Source organism: Acidobacteriota bacterium (assembly GCA_040754075.1).
Classification (GTDB): domain Bacteria; phylum Acidobacteriota; class Blastocatellia; order UBA7656; family UBA7656; genus JBFMDH01.
Genome location: JBFMDH010000020.1, coordinates 111090 through 127737 on the forward strand (window position 1 = coordinate 111090; position 16648 = coordinate 127737).

Sequence of the window (16648 nt, forward strand, 5' to 3'; positions counted from 1 at the left end):
TTATAATCTGATAAGCTGTTCAATATACCGAACAAGTAGATAACATTTTGAACGGGTAAAAATATACCGTACAGACCGGGGCAAATCTACAACTTTTTTCGAGTTGTTCAACATATCGAACAAAAATTCAAAATATGGTCTACCGCCTTTTGTAAACGGCGATGAACGGCTAAAATCTTTGTTCGGCTTATGGACAAATAAACGGAGGTGATAATGAAAACAGAAGAGACCTCGTCAACGGCGATTGAACGGACGATGGCGATATTTGAAGCGATTGCGGCGCGTAAAAGCGGATTGACGCTTTCGGATATCTGCCGCCAGTTGGAGATTCCCAAAAGTTCCGCAAGTTACCTGTTAAGAACCTTGAAAAATCTCGGCTATTTAAATCTTGACCAGGCGACCGGAAAATATCGACTGGGACTGAAAGTGATGAGTCTGGGGCAGCGCGTCGAGATTGGCACCGATGTTAAAGAGGCGGCATTGCCGGTCATTCAAAAAGTGGTTGAAAAAACCAACCTCACGGCGCATCTTGCGGTTCTCGACCACGGCGAAGCGGTCTATATCGCCAAGGTCGAACCGCGCAGTTTCATCCGCATGGATACCTGGGTCGGCAAACGTATGCAGGTCAACTCAACGGGGGTTGGCAAAGCCATTGCGGCATATCTTTCACCTGCTGAAGTCGAAGCCATCATTAAACAACACGGTTTGAAAAAACGTACGGTGAAAACCATCACCGTACAAAGTAGTTTCTTGCGCGAACTCGACAAGGTGCGCGCCAAAGGCTACGCGATTGACGATGAGGAAAACAGTTTGGGCGCGAGGTGTGTGGCTGTACCGGTTTTTGATAGCTTGGGAAATGCGGTTGCGGCAATCGGCGTAAGCGGCACCACGGCACAGGTGAATAAAGCCTCGATTACAAAAATCGTCGAACTGGTTAAAGATGCCGCCGAAAAAGCTTCCGCCAAATTGGGTTATCATACCTCGGTTACAGGATAGGGTTATTCAACCGGCGTTTTCCAGCGGCAAAAATCTCTGTAGGCTTTACAATCCGTGATTGCGAATTCAAACTATCAAAGCGCACAAGGCAAATAAATTTATAGGCTTTATTTTATGGTGAGAAATTTATTCTTCAGTTTTTTTATTGTGACCTTTTTTCTGGTAAGCGCACTGGCGCAAGCGCCGCTCTATAGCGACATTCTGATTGATACCGCAAAAGCGCAGAGTTTTGATGAGCGTTTGGGCACAGACGACGGCGCGGCGATGGCGCTACTCTTTGGCGCGAATATGCGCGGCAATCTTGAACTCTGTGATTGTAATGTGCCGCGCGGCGGATTGGCGCGACGCATCGGTTATATCGAAGCCTTCAAAAACAAATTTAAAGAAACCCCTGTGCTCAATGTTGATGTCGGTCAATTCTGGTACAACAGTGAAACCCAAACCCCTTATATCGTGCTGCAAAACGAACAGGTGGCGCAGGCGTACAGTTTTTGGGGATTGGATGTGATCAATCTCGGACGCTATGATTTGCTGTTTGCCAATCGCCTGCTGGGGCGTGATGGCATCAAGGAAAGAACGGCTAAATTATCCATGCTCAAGAATCTGGTCAGCGCCAATGGAGTGTTTGCAGACAACGTCGCGCCGCCAGCCCCTTACCTGATTAAAGAGGTGCGGGGAGCAAGAATCAAGGGCGCAAAAAAATCTTTGCGAATCGGCTTTCTCGGTTTAGCCGAACCTCTCAGGGTGGGTTCGGGGATGATGGATGCGACGGTGAAAAGTATGTTTGAAACGGCGCGCCGTTATCTTCCGCAACTAAGAAAAAGCTGCGATGTGCTGGTCATACTGGCACATGCTGAAATGGCTGCGGCGATGCAACTGGCTAACGAAAATCCGCAAGCCGACATTGTGATTGCGGGCAATGCCGAAGGGTTATTCAAACCCCGTCAAGTTGGCAAGACTATTGTTTTAAGCGCCGCGCCGGGGAATATGCAGCAAGGCGATTTGCGGTTGTATTTGTCAGCCGATGGAAAAATCAGTTACAAGTATCGCTCGACGGATTTAGATTCACTTGTGCCTTCCGACCCCACGGCGCTGGCTTTTACTCAGGAAGCATCTGCCGAACTGTTCAAACTCAAATAGGTCGCGAGTACGCCCCACGATGTTTCGCAAAATATTGATCGCTCTGGTTGTGCTGATAGTCATTGCAATCGCTGTGGCTTTCAGCCTTTTTTATTATCGCACCCATCGTTATGACAAACTGATTGCCGAAATCTCTCCGAAATATCAACTCGAACCCGAACTCGTCAAAGCGGTAATTTACGAAGAGTCGTTTTTCGATGCCGAAGCCCGCAGTTCGCAAAATGCCATAGGTCTGATGCAGGTCACCTCGATAGCGGTTCAGGAATGGATTGATTCGACCCATTCGCGCAACCTCTCAGACGCGCTTTCCAACATTACCGACCAGTATAAAAATCAGCGCGACCCGCAACTTGAAAAAGCGCTCATCAATCCGCAAATCAATATGCACATCGGTTGCTGGTATCTGCAAAATCTGCTGAATCGCTACCGCAATAAATCGGCAACCCTTGCGGTGGCGCTTGCGGCATACAATGCCGGTCCCTCGAATGTTGACCGCTGGGCAAATGACGCGGAGCTTACCAAACTCTCGCAGACAGATTTCATCGAACGGATTGAATTTCCGGTCACCCGCAATTATGTAAAAAAGATCATCGAACGCTACAGCAACTATAAACAAGCCAAGGCGTTTAAATAACTCATCTATCCGAATAGGCAGTGAGATTTTTTCCTCAATCTTCTGAAAAACTTCCGACGTTTGCCCTTTTCCTCAAATGAAAAGTTACGGTGATTGATAAAAATTCCGGTTGCACAGAGGTTTTCAGATTTATCAAAAACTAAATCCAAGCAAAATCAGCCCGTCAGGCTGAGCAACTCCCAAAACGATTTATCAATTGCCGGTTTGCCCCCAAACTTTTCAGGTTTAACCGGTTTCACTGATTTGCAGTGAAATAGTGAAGGTACTTATGCCCCAGTGGGATGGAACTGAAAGACGGGTTTCCTCAGACCGTCGTTTAGAAGAACGCCGCAGGTCTATGCGCTATACCCTCGGCACATTGATTGTTATCGACAATGTGACCTGGATTGATACCGAAGGCACTGACCGGCGACGTTATATTCGCCGTCGCGAAGACCGCGAACGCATCGCTAAATTGATTCTCGAAGACCTGGAATTACCGGGTTGATTGAACTCAATGCCCGCTATCATCTTTTCACTTAATCTATATGCCCGGTCAGCGTCTGCAATCACCCGCGCTTCATTCCATACTGCAAGAATCTCAAAATTAAAATCTGTCGGGCGTTTGAATCAAAAATTTTCGTTATTGTGAAACCCTCATCGCCTTTATCTTTCGACTGCTTGAAACCAGTCCCTCGCGTACAACCAACGCCAACCGCACCAATCAGTTTCTCGCGTTGACAATCACCCATCGAAGACAGAAACTTGCCAGTATCACTTCACGTCAACAAAGGAGCGTGCCATGAAAACCCTTGCGAGTTTCGTAAGTTTTGTATTGATGCTTGCCGTCTTTTTCGCTTCGACGATTACTCCCGAAGCGGAAACTTTTCGTCCGGTGGTGCGTGGCAAACGCGGTGCAGTTGCTGCCGGTCAGCCGCTATCCGCAGAAGCCGGGATGCGTCTTTTGCAACAAGGCGGCAATGCCATTGATGCAGGATGCGCGGCGATGCTTGCCGCCTCGGTGATTGAGTTTTCGCATTTTTCATTTGGTGGTGAAGTGCCGATTATTATTAAACCGTCAAAAGGAGCGCCGGCGGTTATCAATGGGCAGGGCACCGCACCGAAACTGGCAACCCGCGAGTTTTTTATCGAACGACAAAAGCGCGGTGAGCGTGAAGAGTGTCCGGTTTATCGCGGCGCGCCGGAATACGTTTCTATCAACGACGGCGGCGCACAACCCGGCGTGATTCCCTCATCGGGAATTTTACCGGCAACCGTTCCAGCCGTACTCGACGCGGCGATTGTCGCGCTTGACCGCTTCGGCACCAAGTCGCTTGCAGAGGTGATGCAACCGGCAATCGAACTCGCCGATGGGTTTCCGATTGATGAACTCAGAGTGAGTTACATCGAACGCACGCGCAAAATTTTTGAACGTTGGGAAACCAGCAGAAAAATTTTTCTGCCGAATGGTCGCGTACCGAAAGTGGGCGAGATATTTTCGCAACCAGACCTCGCCAAAACTTTGCGGGCGATTGTTGCTGCCGGTGAGCGCGTAAAAACCAAAGGCAGACATAGTAGTTTGATGGCGGCGCGTGACTATTTCTACAAAGGCGCGATTGCCAAACGGATTTCGGATTTTTCAGAAAAGCAGGGCGGCTTGATTCGCGCCGCTGATTTCGCAGCCTTCCATGCCAAAGTCGAACAGCCAACAAAAACCAGCTATCGCGGTTATGAAATTTATAAAACCGGATTCTGGGCGCAAGGTCCTGCGATGCTTGAAACCTTGAACATTCTCGAAGGCTTTGACCTCCGCGCCCACAAACACAATTCGCCCGATTATATTCATACTTTGGTTGAAGCGATGAAACTGGGATTTGCCGACCGCGATAAATTTTATGGCGACCCCGATTTTGTCAAAGTTCCCGCCGAAGCGTTGTTATCGAAAGACTATGCGACGCTCAGGCGCAATTTGATTGATGCTGGTAAGGCTTCGATGGAACAGCGCCCCGGCGACCCTGTGAATAAAGCGCCGCTACTCAACAGCCCGCAACCACAACTGACAGGCGAATCGAAAGTGCCGGAAGCCGAACGCGCCAACGATACCACTTGTGTGAATGTGATTGATAAAGATGGCAATGTCTTTTCAGCGACGCCATCGGGGGCGTGGCTTCCGGCGGTTATCGCTGGCGATACGGGCGTGTTGATGGGACAGCGAATGCAATCGTTTTTACTCGAAGCCGGGCATCCCAATGTTTTGGAGCCGGGTAAACGCCCGCGCATTACGCTCACGCCAACGCTGGTGATGAAAGACGGAAAACCTTTCCTGGCGTTATCAACGCCGGGAGGTGACAACCAAGACCAGACGCTTCTACAAGTGTTATTGAACATCATCGAATTTGGCATGAATGTGCAGGAAGCCGTCGAAGCGCCGCGCTTTCAAAGCCTGCATCTGGTGAGTTCGTTCGATGACCATCGCTTCAATCCGGGACAACTCAAACTCGAAGACCGCATCAGCAAAGAAATTTTAGTGAACCTGCAAGCACGCGGTCACCAAGTCGAAGCCGTGGGCGCGTGGGCAAATGCCTCTGCGCCAACCGTGGTGATGTTCCGTCTGGATGCCAACGTCATCGAAGCCGGAGCCGACCCGCGACGCGGGCGTTATGCAATTGCCTGGTAATTCGGTAGTCGGTAGTCAGTAGCCGGTAGCCAGTAAAAATTTGTGTTTGTCCAAAAGCTGTACTATTACGGCTTTTATAGTAACCAGATTTTTTCATAGCGAACCAACTACCAACTACCGACTACTGACCACCGGCTACCGATTATGTCTTTTCTTTCTATTCTCAAATTGGTCGGGTTTGCAACAGGCGCGGCGTTGCATGTTTACATCACCTGGTTGATTTGGAAAAGACGTTTAGGGTCAAAGCAAACCCTCACCCAATATGAACGCACCTTCGTGGTTCTCGGCATTTGTTTAAGCATCTGGTTTGTCGGCAACCTGTCAATCACGCTTCACGAATTGCTGCTCGGGCGCAATACCTTCCCCGAAGGGCTTCGCATCTGGAACACCCTGACGATGACCGGCGTAGCGCTTTTGCCTGCGGCGCTCCTTCACGCGCACATCGCTTTTTACGCGCTCATCGATAACTACAAAAAAATTACCGCGCGGCAGGTGCGATGGTCTGCCATTCTGGTTTACCTGCCGATGCTGTTTTTGCCGCTGGCGATTTACCTGGTAAACAAAGGCGCGTATGACCCCTTCTTAATCAAACTCCGCAAACTGTTGCTCCCTTATTCCATCTGGTATCTGCTGACGCTGTGGACGTGCGCAGCGATTGATTGGGTGATTGCCCGAAAACTCGATGAACGGGCGACTCGCGAACGCCAGTTTTTTAAACGCCTCGCCGTGCAGTTCGTTTTCAACGGGGCGTTTGAATTTATCGCCGTCGGCATTCGTCGGGTTGAACCGGGCGACATCTTCTGGGTGTCGTATATGTTGCTCTCGCTGCTTCCGACATTCCTGGTTGCCTATCACATCTATCGCTACAAAATCATCGACATCGCCATCAAAGACAGCATCGTTTACGCTTCATCGGCGGTGGTTTTTATCGTGATTTATGTTTACGGCATTCGTCAGTTGGGACAATTTCTTGTCGAACGCTACAACCGTCCGGGTTATGTGATCGAAGCGATTTTGATTCTAGGCATCTTTGCCCTTGCGGGACCTTTTGTGCGTTTCATGGATCGAACCGTGCGCGGGCTTTTTACCCAGGAGATTGAGCTTTATCGTGATGTCGTGCGACAGGTCACTAGAGGCGCGGAAGGGTTCGGAGAACTCTCATCGCTTTTGCATTATGTTGAAGAAACCATTCGGCGCGGGCTTGAACTCACCGACGTAAAAATTTTTGTGATTGAGAAAGCCGCAGCCGACAGCCCGGAACAAAGACTTGCTACCAAAATGCAGGAATGGCAAAGCGATTTTGTTGAAAATGACGAAGACGTTGCGGCGCTCAAAGCCAATGCGGTTTATGCGCTAAAACGCGAAGGCAATCTGATAGGGCTTCTCGCTATCGCCGCCGAGCCGCACACCCTGACTTCGGAAAAACGTGCCCTGCTCGATGTGCTGGCGGGGCAGGTCGCGGTTGAAGTTGAAACCGGGTTATTGATTGAAGAAAAGATTCGCCTTGAGCGCGAACTGGCAAACCGTGAACGCCTGGCAACCCTTGGACAGATGGCAACGACCATCGCGCACGAGGTGAAAAATCCGCTCTCATCGATTAAATCCATCGCCCAGGTGATGCGCGAAGAAGACGAATTGAAAAATTATGATCGCGATTTGCAAATCATCGTCAGCGAAATTGACCGCCTCAATCACACGGTTTCGCAGTTATTATCGTTCGCAAGACCAGGACGCGCCGACACTGAACCCGTATCGCTTACGGAACTCATCAGCGCAACAGTTGCGCTGTTTAGCAAAGAAGCCCATGAGCGCGGCGTTAATTTAACCGCGCAGGTTGCAGACGAACAGTTGCTCAGTGGTACGCAAGCCGCTGCGCTTCGTGAAGTCATCGGCAACCTGATATTGAATGCGATTCAAGCGACCGAATCAGGCGGGGCGGTTACGGTAGAAGCGAAACTCGCAAGCGACAACCCAACGAATGGGAAAAATAAAAAGCAATTAGCCATCAGCATTCGCGATACCGGTTCCGGCATTTCTATAGAAGAGCAGCAGCGCGTCTTCGAGCCATTTTATACGACGAAATCACGCGGCACCGGATTAGGGCTTGCCATCGTGCAACGCCGTATTGTCGAACTCGGTGGCGCTGTTGAACTCCTCAGCCCGGTTATGGATAATCACGGCACCGAGTTTCGCTTGCGCGTACCGGTTGAATAAAAAATCACGAACCTTTTCTGCGATGATTAAGTATGGTTTTGACATCAAAAAGAGATTAAGTATAATCCTGGCTGTCAGAAAAATTTTACAGTTTTCCTCTTGCACCCCTTGAGCCAGGTGAATTCATTGGCTCTGAGCGGAAATTCAGTGAGCAGCTTTGCAAAGCCAGTTGCAAGACTGTCAAAAACAAAATAAATTACGAAAGCTGATGTGAGTCGGCTTCAACCATCTTTCGTTGGCTTCAACCATCTTTCGTTGGCTTCAACCATCTTTCGTTGGCTTCAACCATCTTTCGTTGGCTTCAACCATCTTTCGTTGGCTTCAACCATCTTTCGTTGGCTTCACCGTCATTTGTCGGTGAAGGAGAGCGGGGTAAAGAAAATTAAAATCTCACGAGCATTTTTAGTGGAGAAGGTAGAAACCATGGATAAACGAATCGCGGCAGCGATAGATTACATCAGCGAGAATATCCATCAACAACTTTCAGTGGATGAAATCGCTCATCACGTCAATTTATCTTCTTCACGATTGCGTCATTTATTCAAAAATGAAACCGGCGAAAGTATCTACCACTATATCAGGCGGCTTAGGATGGAAGCCGCAAGAGAACTTTTAGAAACCTCTTTTCTCACAACCAAACAAGTGATGTGTAAAGTTGGCATCAATGACGAAAGCCGTTTCACGCGCGACTTCAAAAGTTTGTTCGGTTGTTCACCCGGTTGCCATCGGGCTTCCTGCAAATCTACAAGCGACCAAAGAAAAGTCAAAATCGCCAATAAATAGTCGCTTTCGCCTATTGTCTTGCAAACGCTATTCGCAGTAGAGTGTGGGCAAGTTCAATATTGTTTGGCAAGGATAAGTTGATTCAATCTATCAACCTTGAAGGAGGATAATCCATGAAAGACAAACTGAAATTCGTTCTTTCCCTAATTCTGTTGCTTTCCTCAATCCTGATGACCTTCACACAAAGTACAAAAGGAGCGGCTTGTCCTTTGGAAAGTTGTGGAGCTAGAAGTGATCGACAATGTTGGTGTTGCGTTTTGCAGTCTGAAAATAGCGACAGTACCTCTTGCACTTACCACAATGACAATGTTTATTGTCGTCAGGATAGTGGAGGATGCGGAGGAGATTTGGAGTAGTTACTTCAAGCAAATGCCGAAGGTGAAGCACATCATAAGGCGTGCTATCTACAAGTTCAAATTCTTGAGTTTGAGCTTAGTTGCAAGGAGCATTTATGAAGACTAATTTGAAATTCTCAATCGCTGTAACAGCGTTCATTTTTTCTTTAATATTCACTCAGGTTGTTGCTGGGGCAGGGTGCCAGTCAGAATCCTGTACACCTAGAAGTGACGGGCGTACCTGGTGTTGTTCACTTCAAAGTGAAGGAAGCGGCACTTGCACTTACCACAACGATACCAGTCATTGCTATAAGCAAGGCGGTGATGAGGAGTAAAGAAAAATTAAGTTCGCTTGATTGGCGAATATTGTGTGAGTCGTTCATCGTTTTTCTCGCTACGTAGCTTTCCACAAACAACGCAAGTTGGGCGGTTTTCAAGGAGTTGTATGAAAGCGTTCTGCTGCAAAATTCTTTCAACTATTCTGCTTATCAGCTTGCTTCAAAGCTTAGGGTTGGCATGGCAGAAGCAAGAGACTTCTCAAGCCACCAAAGATAAAGCTTCTTCTCCTAAACAAGGCGCGGCGGAAGACAAACCAATTGACGTTATTCAAGAGCAAAAGTCGGCTGAAAAGAAGTTGCTGGAAAGAGTCTTTTATATTCTTGATGGGCTGGCTAATTCCAAAGAGATTGAAGACAAATTAGAAGCCGCCCATATGAAAGCTGACATCGCCGCCTTGGTTTGTGATTATGGCAATAAACCCAAAGCCGTTGAAGTACTCAAAAAAAGTCTGACGGATATAGCGGAAGAGATTGCCAATCCAGATAGACAGAAGCAAGCTGATTCATCAAAAATCCAAGAATTAACCATTCGGGTGGCTGACACCGGCTGTAAATGCGATCCCTCACTTAGAAGCTGGTTTGTGAAAGAATTGGAGCGTTTGCGCAACCTCAAAACTAAACCGAATGACGATAAGGCTGAAGACGAAGCGCCCGTAGTCGCAGAAGAGACTTGGGGAACCAAACCTTCAATGCGACGGCAAATCGCCGCAGATATATTGACGCAGGCAGCGCATGAAAAAATCGCGGGCGGAAAGCTTGATGAAGCCAGGCAATTGTTATCTCAATCGCTCAACTACTGTCTGAGTGTTCCATTCATTACAGCCTTGATCAGATTAAAAGAGAATCAGGCAGATGTCGCCTCTAATCTTTATTTTAAGGCTTCGCGAATTGTGCAAGTTATGCCATCGGGTGCCGAAGTAGGTGCCTTAAACTTTGGCTTAAAACCCCTGTTTGGCATCCGCATCGGGCAAGAATCTCCTCCTTTGGATAAGCAACCAATCATTGAAACCTATTTGCTGGCGGTGAGCGCGCTCATCAACTGTCCACAATCATCTTTAGCTGCAAAATCACCAGATATTTTGAGGATGGTTAAAGATAGCTTGCCTTTGTATGCGACATTTCAACCGGCAATGCATCCACAAATCGAATTATGGGTCGCGGAGGGCATGAAACATTTGCCCGCTAATGAACGGAGCGCGGTTGAGCAAGTCCCCTTCGCCCCGCAATCATTGGAACAGCAAGTTTCAAAACTTGAGGATATTGCCTATAAATCTGCTGATGAAAAAGAACGCGACCTGGCTTACGCTTCTATTGCCTCTACCTACATCACCCAGGCGAAACTTGAAGCAGCGTTCAAATTCATTTCCCGAATTGCCGATATAAATCTCAAGAATGAGTTGCTTGATGAAATGAGGTATAAACGGATGTCCTTTGAGTTGAGCAAGGCTACCGAACTGCTTCCGATATATCTTGATATATCAAGCGTCTCATCCCTGACGCTGAGGGTGAAGTTATATATGCAATTGGGACAGGTTGCAGCAAAAAAAGATTCGTTTCTGGCGCATCAGGCTTTGGATGAAGCTGCGCGACTGACCAACGAGAATGTCGGACTATCAGCAACTCACTCACACTTTTTATTTGGCATTGCCAGTTTATATTCGGAGTTCGATTCAATCAGAGCTTTTGAGGTTCTCAGCAATGCGGTTAAATCCGTCAGCAAGCATCAAGACCAGCCGGCGAGCAAATGGGGACACGCGATTGCCGAAGTAGCCATCGTGAAATTTGATTCCGCGTGGCGGTTTTCAAGAACCGTATTTGATGACCCGAATCAGTATAAGAAGCCATATGACCTTTCAGCGTTCAGGAAATTATCATCAATAGATATTGACCGAGTGTTATTGATTGCCGATTACCTTGAAGACAAACCTCTCCAAGCAAACGCAAAATACGAAGTGTGCGCCGGAATCTTGCTCTTCGCAAAAGCGAAAAAGGAGAAGTCGGCAAATACTTCTCAATAAGGGGAAGTCAAAAGATGCCAAGCAAGAACGATATTAAAAACGCCCTCGCGTGGATAATGATTAGCACGTCCCTGGGTTTAATGGTCTATAACACCGTACTCTACAGTAAAACTCGAACCATCCCTGAAAAGCCTAAGCCAGAAATACCAAACGGTACAAATCTATCTGGGCTTCAGTTGAAACGCCCGAATGGGGAAAGCTTTGTTATTCCGGCAACTGGCAAATGCTTGATTGCTTTTTTGACTGTTGGTTGTGGCGCTTGTGAACAACAAGTTGAGCCGCTTAATCAAGTTGTTGAAGCAAAGCCGTATGTCAAAGTGTTGGGAGTTTTTTCAGAAAGCGCCAATAAAGTAGCTTCATTTGAATTATCATCCGCTCCAAAGTTCATCTATCTGATGGATTATGAAGGTCAGCTAAGAGGGCAAATTAATTTGACGACATTTCCCCAAACCGTAGAAATCAATGACGGATTCGTTACACGAAGCTGGGTAGGACTCCAAAAGTCCTTCGATTAATATACTGGAAACCTGATGTCTGGGTACACTTTATTTTCGATGTTCAACGAGGCGTGATTTAGTTCTCATTCTATTTTTCTTCTCACCATTTTTGAAACACGACCCGACCCCCATAATTCAACCACGGTGTTTTGCATAAAATCTAAGCGTCAAGGTACAGGCTGACCAGACAAGCGCCGTCATCGCCATCAGCGACCAGCCATAATATTGAATAACGAATGACCAGCGCCCGAAAACGCTGGCGATCATCCACACCAGCAAAAACGTCAGCGCCGCAAGTCTGCGCGCCCAACGCAAGTGATTGAGAAAGCGTATGCGGTTTAACTCGCGCTCTAAAAATTCATCATCGCCAATCAGTCGTTGATAGTAACGCGCTTCACGCTGGGCGACTTTAGAAAGCGCCGTGTCATGGCTTGCCGAAGCGGCATTGTAAAAATGCGCGACATGGGCGAGTTTGCCATCACGCAAAGCGATCTCGGCAAGTCCGACATTGGCGCGAAAGCGCGACGGGTCAAATTCCAGAACGCGACGAAAACATTCCGAGGCGCGTTTGTAATCCAATCGCTCGAAAAAGACTTCACCGATGCGCTCAAGCAAATCGGGTTCGGTCTGCGCCAGTTTTGAAGCAAGGCGCAAACAGGCATCCGAACGCTGAATCATTTTCTGGTCGCGTTGCGCGTTCGAGCGCAGAAAGCGCGACATTTCGTACAGCAAGGCAGGATTGCGCGGCTCTTTTTCATAAGCGAGATTGAAATAGCTGGCGGCTTGCGAGAGTTTGCCTGCAAGTCTTAGAGCGTTGCCAAAACGCCTGAGCAACGAAGTCGGCATGCTTTCGATTTCCTGTTTGAGCAACGGAAAATTTTTAATCGTCGCGCCGGTTTCCAGGTATTCAAACAGTTCAAAGGAACGCGGGTCGAGCTTTTGTGTGCCGGTCGCTTTGAATAACGCTTTGATAAACGGAATAAAGGTCGAGCGATGCGAACGCAGCAACACTTCAAAGCCCGCGCCGCTCACCCGCGTGTGATAAGTGACGCGACTGTCGCCATCGGAAAATCCGAAGGTGATGGTTTCCGTAGTGATGGCTTCGATATTCTCGACCGAAAGTTGTCGGCGAATTCTAAAAAGCACGGCAAGCGACCAAGCTAACGCGCCTTTGTGAGTGATGGTATTGCCATCAAATTCGATGCGGTCAAACAAAGCCACTAAAACAACCAGCGGAACCATCGCCCAACAAATGATAGATGACCAGATCAACCCGTTACCGAGCAGCGTTGAGCCTGCAGTCAGAGCAACGGCAGCCGTTAGCGCGTAAGGCAGATAACCGGGTCTGATGGTCTGTACATCGTTCATGGAACTCCATTTTATTTGCGATTAATTTGCGGGGCAATATTAAGATGGGGATGGCTTTTGCCGAGAAACCTTAACCGGGATGACAGGATTTACAAGATAAAAGTCGCGGAATAAATCCCTAAAAACCTCATTTCATTTTCGACTATTTACTGTTTCGATTTTGCCATCCTGTTTATCCTGCCTATCCCTGTTTAAATCTTAAAACCATTTCAAGTCGGCGGCTTTGACTTGCAGGTCGTGGTCAATCACGGCGCGCAGTTTCAAATCAAAGCGCACATCGCGCAGATTCACGGTGTAGCCTTGTTCGGTTTCTTCGACGCCGGCAACCGTGTAACGGGCAAAATTCATAAATGTCCGGGTGCGCGAATTATTCCTGAGCGCGTTAATGAGTTCGGGTTTGAGTATGGGCGCTTCCACCCATTCCGATTTGCCGCCGTTGAGATTGATATAACAGGAATAGGTCGTCTCTGTGGTTGCGGCTACGGCATTCCACACATAAGGGTTTGCGGGTGTAGGCCAGGCGGCAACCGATGTGACCCCTTCGGCTGGCAGATTATTGCGCGTCTGTTCGACTGCTGTGTTGTGCGCCATAAACATCGACAAATAATAAATGCCCAGCGCCAGCAGTGAATAGCGCGCCAGGCGTTCACCCCTTTCGCCCCAACGACGAATCGCGCCGAATAAAATAATCAAGAGTCCCGCAAACCAGATAATGCGAATCGTCAGGGAAATCGTCAGCGGAAATCTCGCAGACGGTTCCTGCAAGGCAAACCCCATGATGAGCGAGAGCAGGATGCCAATTGCCAGCCAGATGAAAATTCTTGCCGAGCTATTGGTCGTCAGCCACACCAGCGCGGAACCCAGAATCAACCAAATCCACGGATCAACCACGAAAATGAAATCGCCGTAAAACCAGCGGTCGCTGAACGGCAAAAGCGGGCGCACGCCGTAATTGTTCGTATAATCGAGAAAGATGTGCAGCAATCCGCCCAGATAAGCCAGCCAGAAAATTCTCAGCGGTTTAATCGGTCTTCTGAACGGGTCATGGCGCAAGCGAAAGCGTTTGTCGAGAAAGACCAGAATTAAAGTTAAGAAGGCGGCAAGCGCCGCAACGCCTGTGAAAGAATGGGTGATGCCACGATGAGTTTCCAAATCCTCGAATGTGCCGCGAAAGCGCATGAGAAAATCAATATCGGGCATATTGGAAGCGATCAGAAGTGTCGTCGTCGCAAGTGGGGTAGCGCGTTCAAGACCCGCTTTGGCTAAGGTAAGCCCAAAGAGTGTATGCGTGAAATTTTCCATTGTAAATCAGTCATCGGTAGCCATTAGCTGGTAGTCGGTTGTTGGCGCTTAATAAGGTTTAACCGACTACCGACTACCGATTACCGGCTACTGATGTTAAGGAATTGCATTAGCCAACGGGTTAGGCGCTGGGAGTTCTTTAATTTTATCCGGCGCAAGAGCTGAAAGGCGTTTTTCAGCTTCTGAACCGCTGGTGGTCACGCGGCTGATCTTTGCTGCCTCATAATAGGCTGCCACAGCCTTTTCCGTGTCACCGGCTTTTTCATAAGCGCGACCCAGCCCCGTCTGCACAGTCTGTGCAGGAACGTTGGTCGATTTAAGCAACTTCTCATAAATCGAAATCGCGGTTTGCGTATCGCCGACGACCACGGCATTTTCAGCAAGCGCCAATTGCGCCAGATCCGTTGTCGGTTGTTCGTTTTTATCAACCGCTTTCTTTAACAATTCAACGCCTTTGTCGCGATTGATGCGCAGATAGGAAACGCCCGCGTAATAATTGGCGACGGCTCCGAAGGTGCCTGAATAATCACTTGCCAGTTGTTCAAAGGCTTGCGCAGATTCCTGCCATTTCTGATTTTCGTCCGTGTAATAGACGCCGGTTTGTGAAGTCACGCCGGTCGGGTCGATAACCGGCGCTTTAAATTTTTCAAAGGCTTGCGCGAATGCCGCCTGCGCCTTGGTGTCGCGGCTGGAGAAAAACCAACTGCCGAGAAGATAAAGAGCGATGATGCCGACGATAACCCCAACTGCGATTAACACAGGGCGGGTTTTATCCTGTAACCAATCCTGAGTGCGCTCATAAAGCCGAATCATCGGATCGTGCTTGTACTTTAAATCCTTATGAGCAATTTTCGTTTTTCTTGCTGTGCTTGCCAAAATAATACGCCTCCTGAAACTACTGAGTAACCAAGCGCCTGTCTTAGTGGACTTTCGCTTAATTGAAAAGAACCTTCAAAATAACGACCCCGACGGGCGATTGTCAAGAAAGCCCAGGCGTTTTCAAAATCCTCACCGGAACGTCAGTTTCCGGTTTTTCAATTTCTTTATTGTGACTGCAACTTTTCACGCAATGCCTTATCTGTTTCGGGTTCAATGAATAAACCTGTTGCGTAATAAATCGTGAGAAGCAGAGTCACGACTTGGCGTTAAAGAGTTCATTTTGGTTGCTTTCTACATTTGAACTCCGGTTGTTTGAAAGACTCTTTCGTAGGCTCGCAGATTGACCAGTCCGGCGACGATATTCATCGTCTGGTCGTAATCCCCATCGCGATTGCGATATTCTTCGGCGGCGATGCGATACTTCTTGCGCCGCCCGATGGTATGCTCGACTTTCACTCGCGTACTCGAACGCAACTGGTTGAGCTTTTTCTCCTCGCGAGTCAAAGGATGATTTCGTCGCGCTCTTTGAATTAGGCGAACTTCAACACCCAAGTCGATCTCTTGCATGCCTTGAAAACCACTATCGCCGTAGAGACTGACGCGGTGTTCTGTGAATTCTTTGCAGGGTTGGCGCTTGTCCTGATCCGCTTTGAAAGCTTGAAAATCGTGGGTGCGTCCGCCGCAACTCGGGCTTTGGTCAACAATAATGCCGTTGGGAGTCGAGATCAGCAGTTGCTTGCGAGTGTGACGTTTCTTCTTGCCGGAGTAGTCACTCTTGCGTTTCTCTTTATCTTTGGGTTTGCGCTTGGGCTGTTCGACACCATCAATGATAAAGGTGAGTTCAGGATAAGCCTGTTTGAATTCTTCAATCGAGCCGATGCGTTTTTTGCGGCGCTGCTGTTCGGCTTTGGCTAAAGAGAGGATGCGTTTTTTGGCTCGTTCAGGAGTCGGCAGCACGGCTTCAAAAACGGCTTTCATCAGTTGAATGTTGCGACAGATGAGACTTTTGTTGGCGGCGTGGAAGAAGAGCGTCATAAAGTCTTGGGTGAGATAGAGGCGATAATAGAGCAAGAGCATCAACAATTGATTGGCCAGGTCGTTATTGAAGGAGCGACCGCCGCCGATTTGCCGTTGCCGCTGAGAATTGCTACGAACCGTGCGTTTTTTGCGTTGCTGTTGAAGTTTAAGAAAAGCGGCTTCAAACTGCGGCATGAGTTCCTGAAAGGCGTGAATCGTCATGCCTGTAGTAGATAAAAAGATTCTCGGTTTGTGAGCCAGTTTGCTGTAAAAGTCCATCGTTGATTTTTCTCAAATTCACTCTGGCTTTTGCAAGCCTCTATTACGCAACAGGTTTAATGTATGCTATAGCTTTAAAGAAAATGTTTTCCTGAGAAATAAGAGTGTACGGCTAAACGCTTAGGCGGCAAAGCCGAACAATGCCAATATCTCCTTCGGGGCATTGGCAAATTTCACCAACGCTTGTTCGAC

13 protein-coding genes are annotated in these 16648 nt (G+C 48.2%); 9 read left to right on the forward strand and 4 right to left on the reverse strand.

What is annotated here, in order from left to right; genetic code table 11:
- The first annotated feature begins 213 nt into the window (after positions 1-213).
- The 9 genes from AB1757_20265 (at position 214) to AB1757_20305 (ending at position 11629) form a co-directional block, all read left to right on the forward strand.
- On the forward strand, positions 214-996 hold the full coding sequence (locus AB1757_20265; protein ID MEW6129386.1) for an IclR family transcriptional regulator: 783 nt from the start codon (positions 214-216) through the stop codon (positions 994-996).
- A gap of 114 nt (positions 997-1110) precedes the next feature.
- Positions 1111-2136, forward strand: coding sequence for a hypothetical protein (locus AB1757_20270; GenBank protein ID MEW6129387.1), 1026 nt, complete (start codon positions 1111-1113; stop codon positions 2134-2136).
- 19 nt (positions 2137-2155) lie between these two features.
- Entirely contained in the window at positions 2156-2770 is a 615-nt protein-coding gene (locus tag AB1757_20275; protein ID MEW6129388.1) for a lytic transglycosylase domain-containing protein, read from the forward strand.
- A 268-nt stretch (positions 2771-3038) separates the two neighbouring features.
- Positions 3039-3257, forward strand: coding sequence for a hypothetical protein (locus tag AB1757_20280; GenBank protein ID MEW6129389.1), 219 nt, complete (start codon positions 3039-3041; stop codon positions 3255-3257).
- 294 nt (positions 3258-3551) lie between these two features.
- On the forward strand, positions 3552-5426 hold the full coding sequence (locus tag AB1757_20285; protein MEW6129390.1) for a gamma-glutamyltransferase family protein: 1875 nt from the start codon (positions 3552-3554) through the stop codon (positions 5424-5426).
- Positions 5427-5570: 144 nt separating this feature from the next.
- Positions 5571-7640 (forward strand): ATP-binding protein, encoded by a 2070-nt coding sequence (locus AB1757_20290; protein MEW6129391.1) that lies wholly within the window; start codon positions 5571-5573, stop codon positions 7638-7640.
- A 423-nt stretch (positions 7641-8063) separates the two neighbouring features.
- Positions 8064-8423, forward strand: coding sequence for an AraC family transcriptional regulator (locus AB1757_20295; GenBank protein MEW6129392.1), 360 nt, complete (start codon positions 8064-8066; stop codon positions 8421-8423).
- 780 nt (positions 8424-9203) lie between these two features.
- Positions 9204-11114, forward strand: a complete 1911-nt coding sequence (locus AB1757_20300; GenBank protein ID MEW6129393.1) for a hypothetical protein — start codon at positions 9204-9206, stop codon at positions 11112-11114.
- A gap of 14 nt (positions 11115-11128) precedes the next feature.
- Positions 11129-11629, forward strand: a complete 501-nt coding sequence (locus AB1757_20305; GenBank protein ID MEW6129394.1) for a hypothetical protein — start codon at positions 11129-11131, stop codon at positions 11627-11629.
- Positions 11630-11746: 117 nt separating this feature from the next.
- Here AB1757_20305 and AB1757_20310 read toward each other — a convergent pair whose 3' ends face one another.
- The 4 genes from AB1757_20310 to AB1757_20325 all read right to left on the reverse strand — a co-directional run bounded on the left by AB1757_20310 (position 11747) and on the right by AB1757_20325 (position 16456).
- Complete coding sequence (locus AB1757_20310; GenBank protein ID MEW6129395.1) at positions 11747-12979, reverse strand: hypothetical protein; 1233 nt, start codon at positions 12977-12979, stop codon at positions 11747-11749.
- A 198-nt stretch (positions 12980-13177) separates the two neighbouring features.
- Positions 13178-14281 (reverse strand): metal-dependent hydrolase, encoded by a 1104-nt coding sequence (locus tag AB1757_20315; protein MEW6129396.1) that lies wholly within the window; start codon positions 14279-14281, stop codon positions 13178-13180.
- A gap of 96 nt (positions 14282-14377) precedes the next feature.
- Complete coding sequence (locus tag AB1757_20320; GenBank protein MEW6129397.1) at positions 14378-15157, reverse strand: tetratricopeptide repeat protein; 780 nt, start codon at positions 15155-15157, stop codon at positions 14378-14380.
- Positions 15158-15451: 294 nt separating this feature from the next.
- The gene (locus AB1757_20325) at positions 15452-16456 is read right to left on the reverse strand and encodes a transposase family protein (protein MEW6129398.1); all 1005 of its coding nucleotides are present in this window, start codon (positions 16454-16456) and stop codon (positions 15452-15454) included.
- Positions 16457-16648 lie beyond the last annotated feature (192 nt).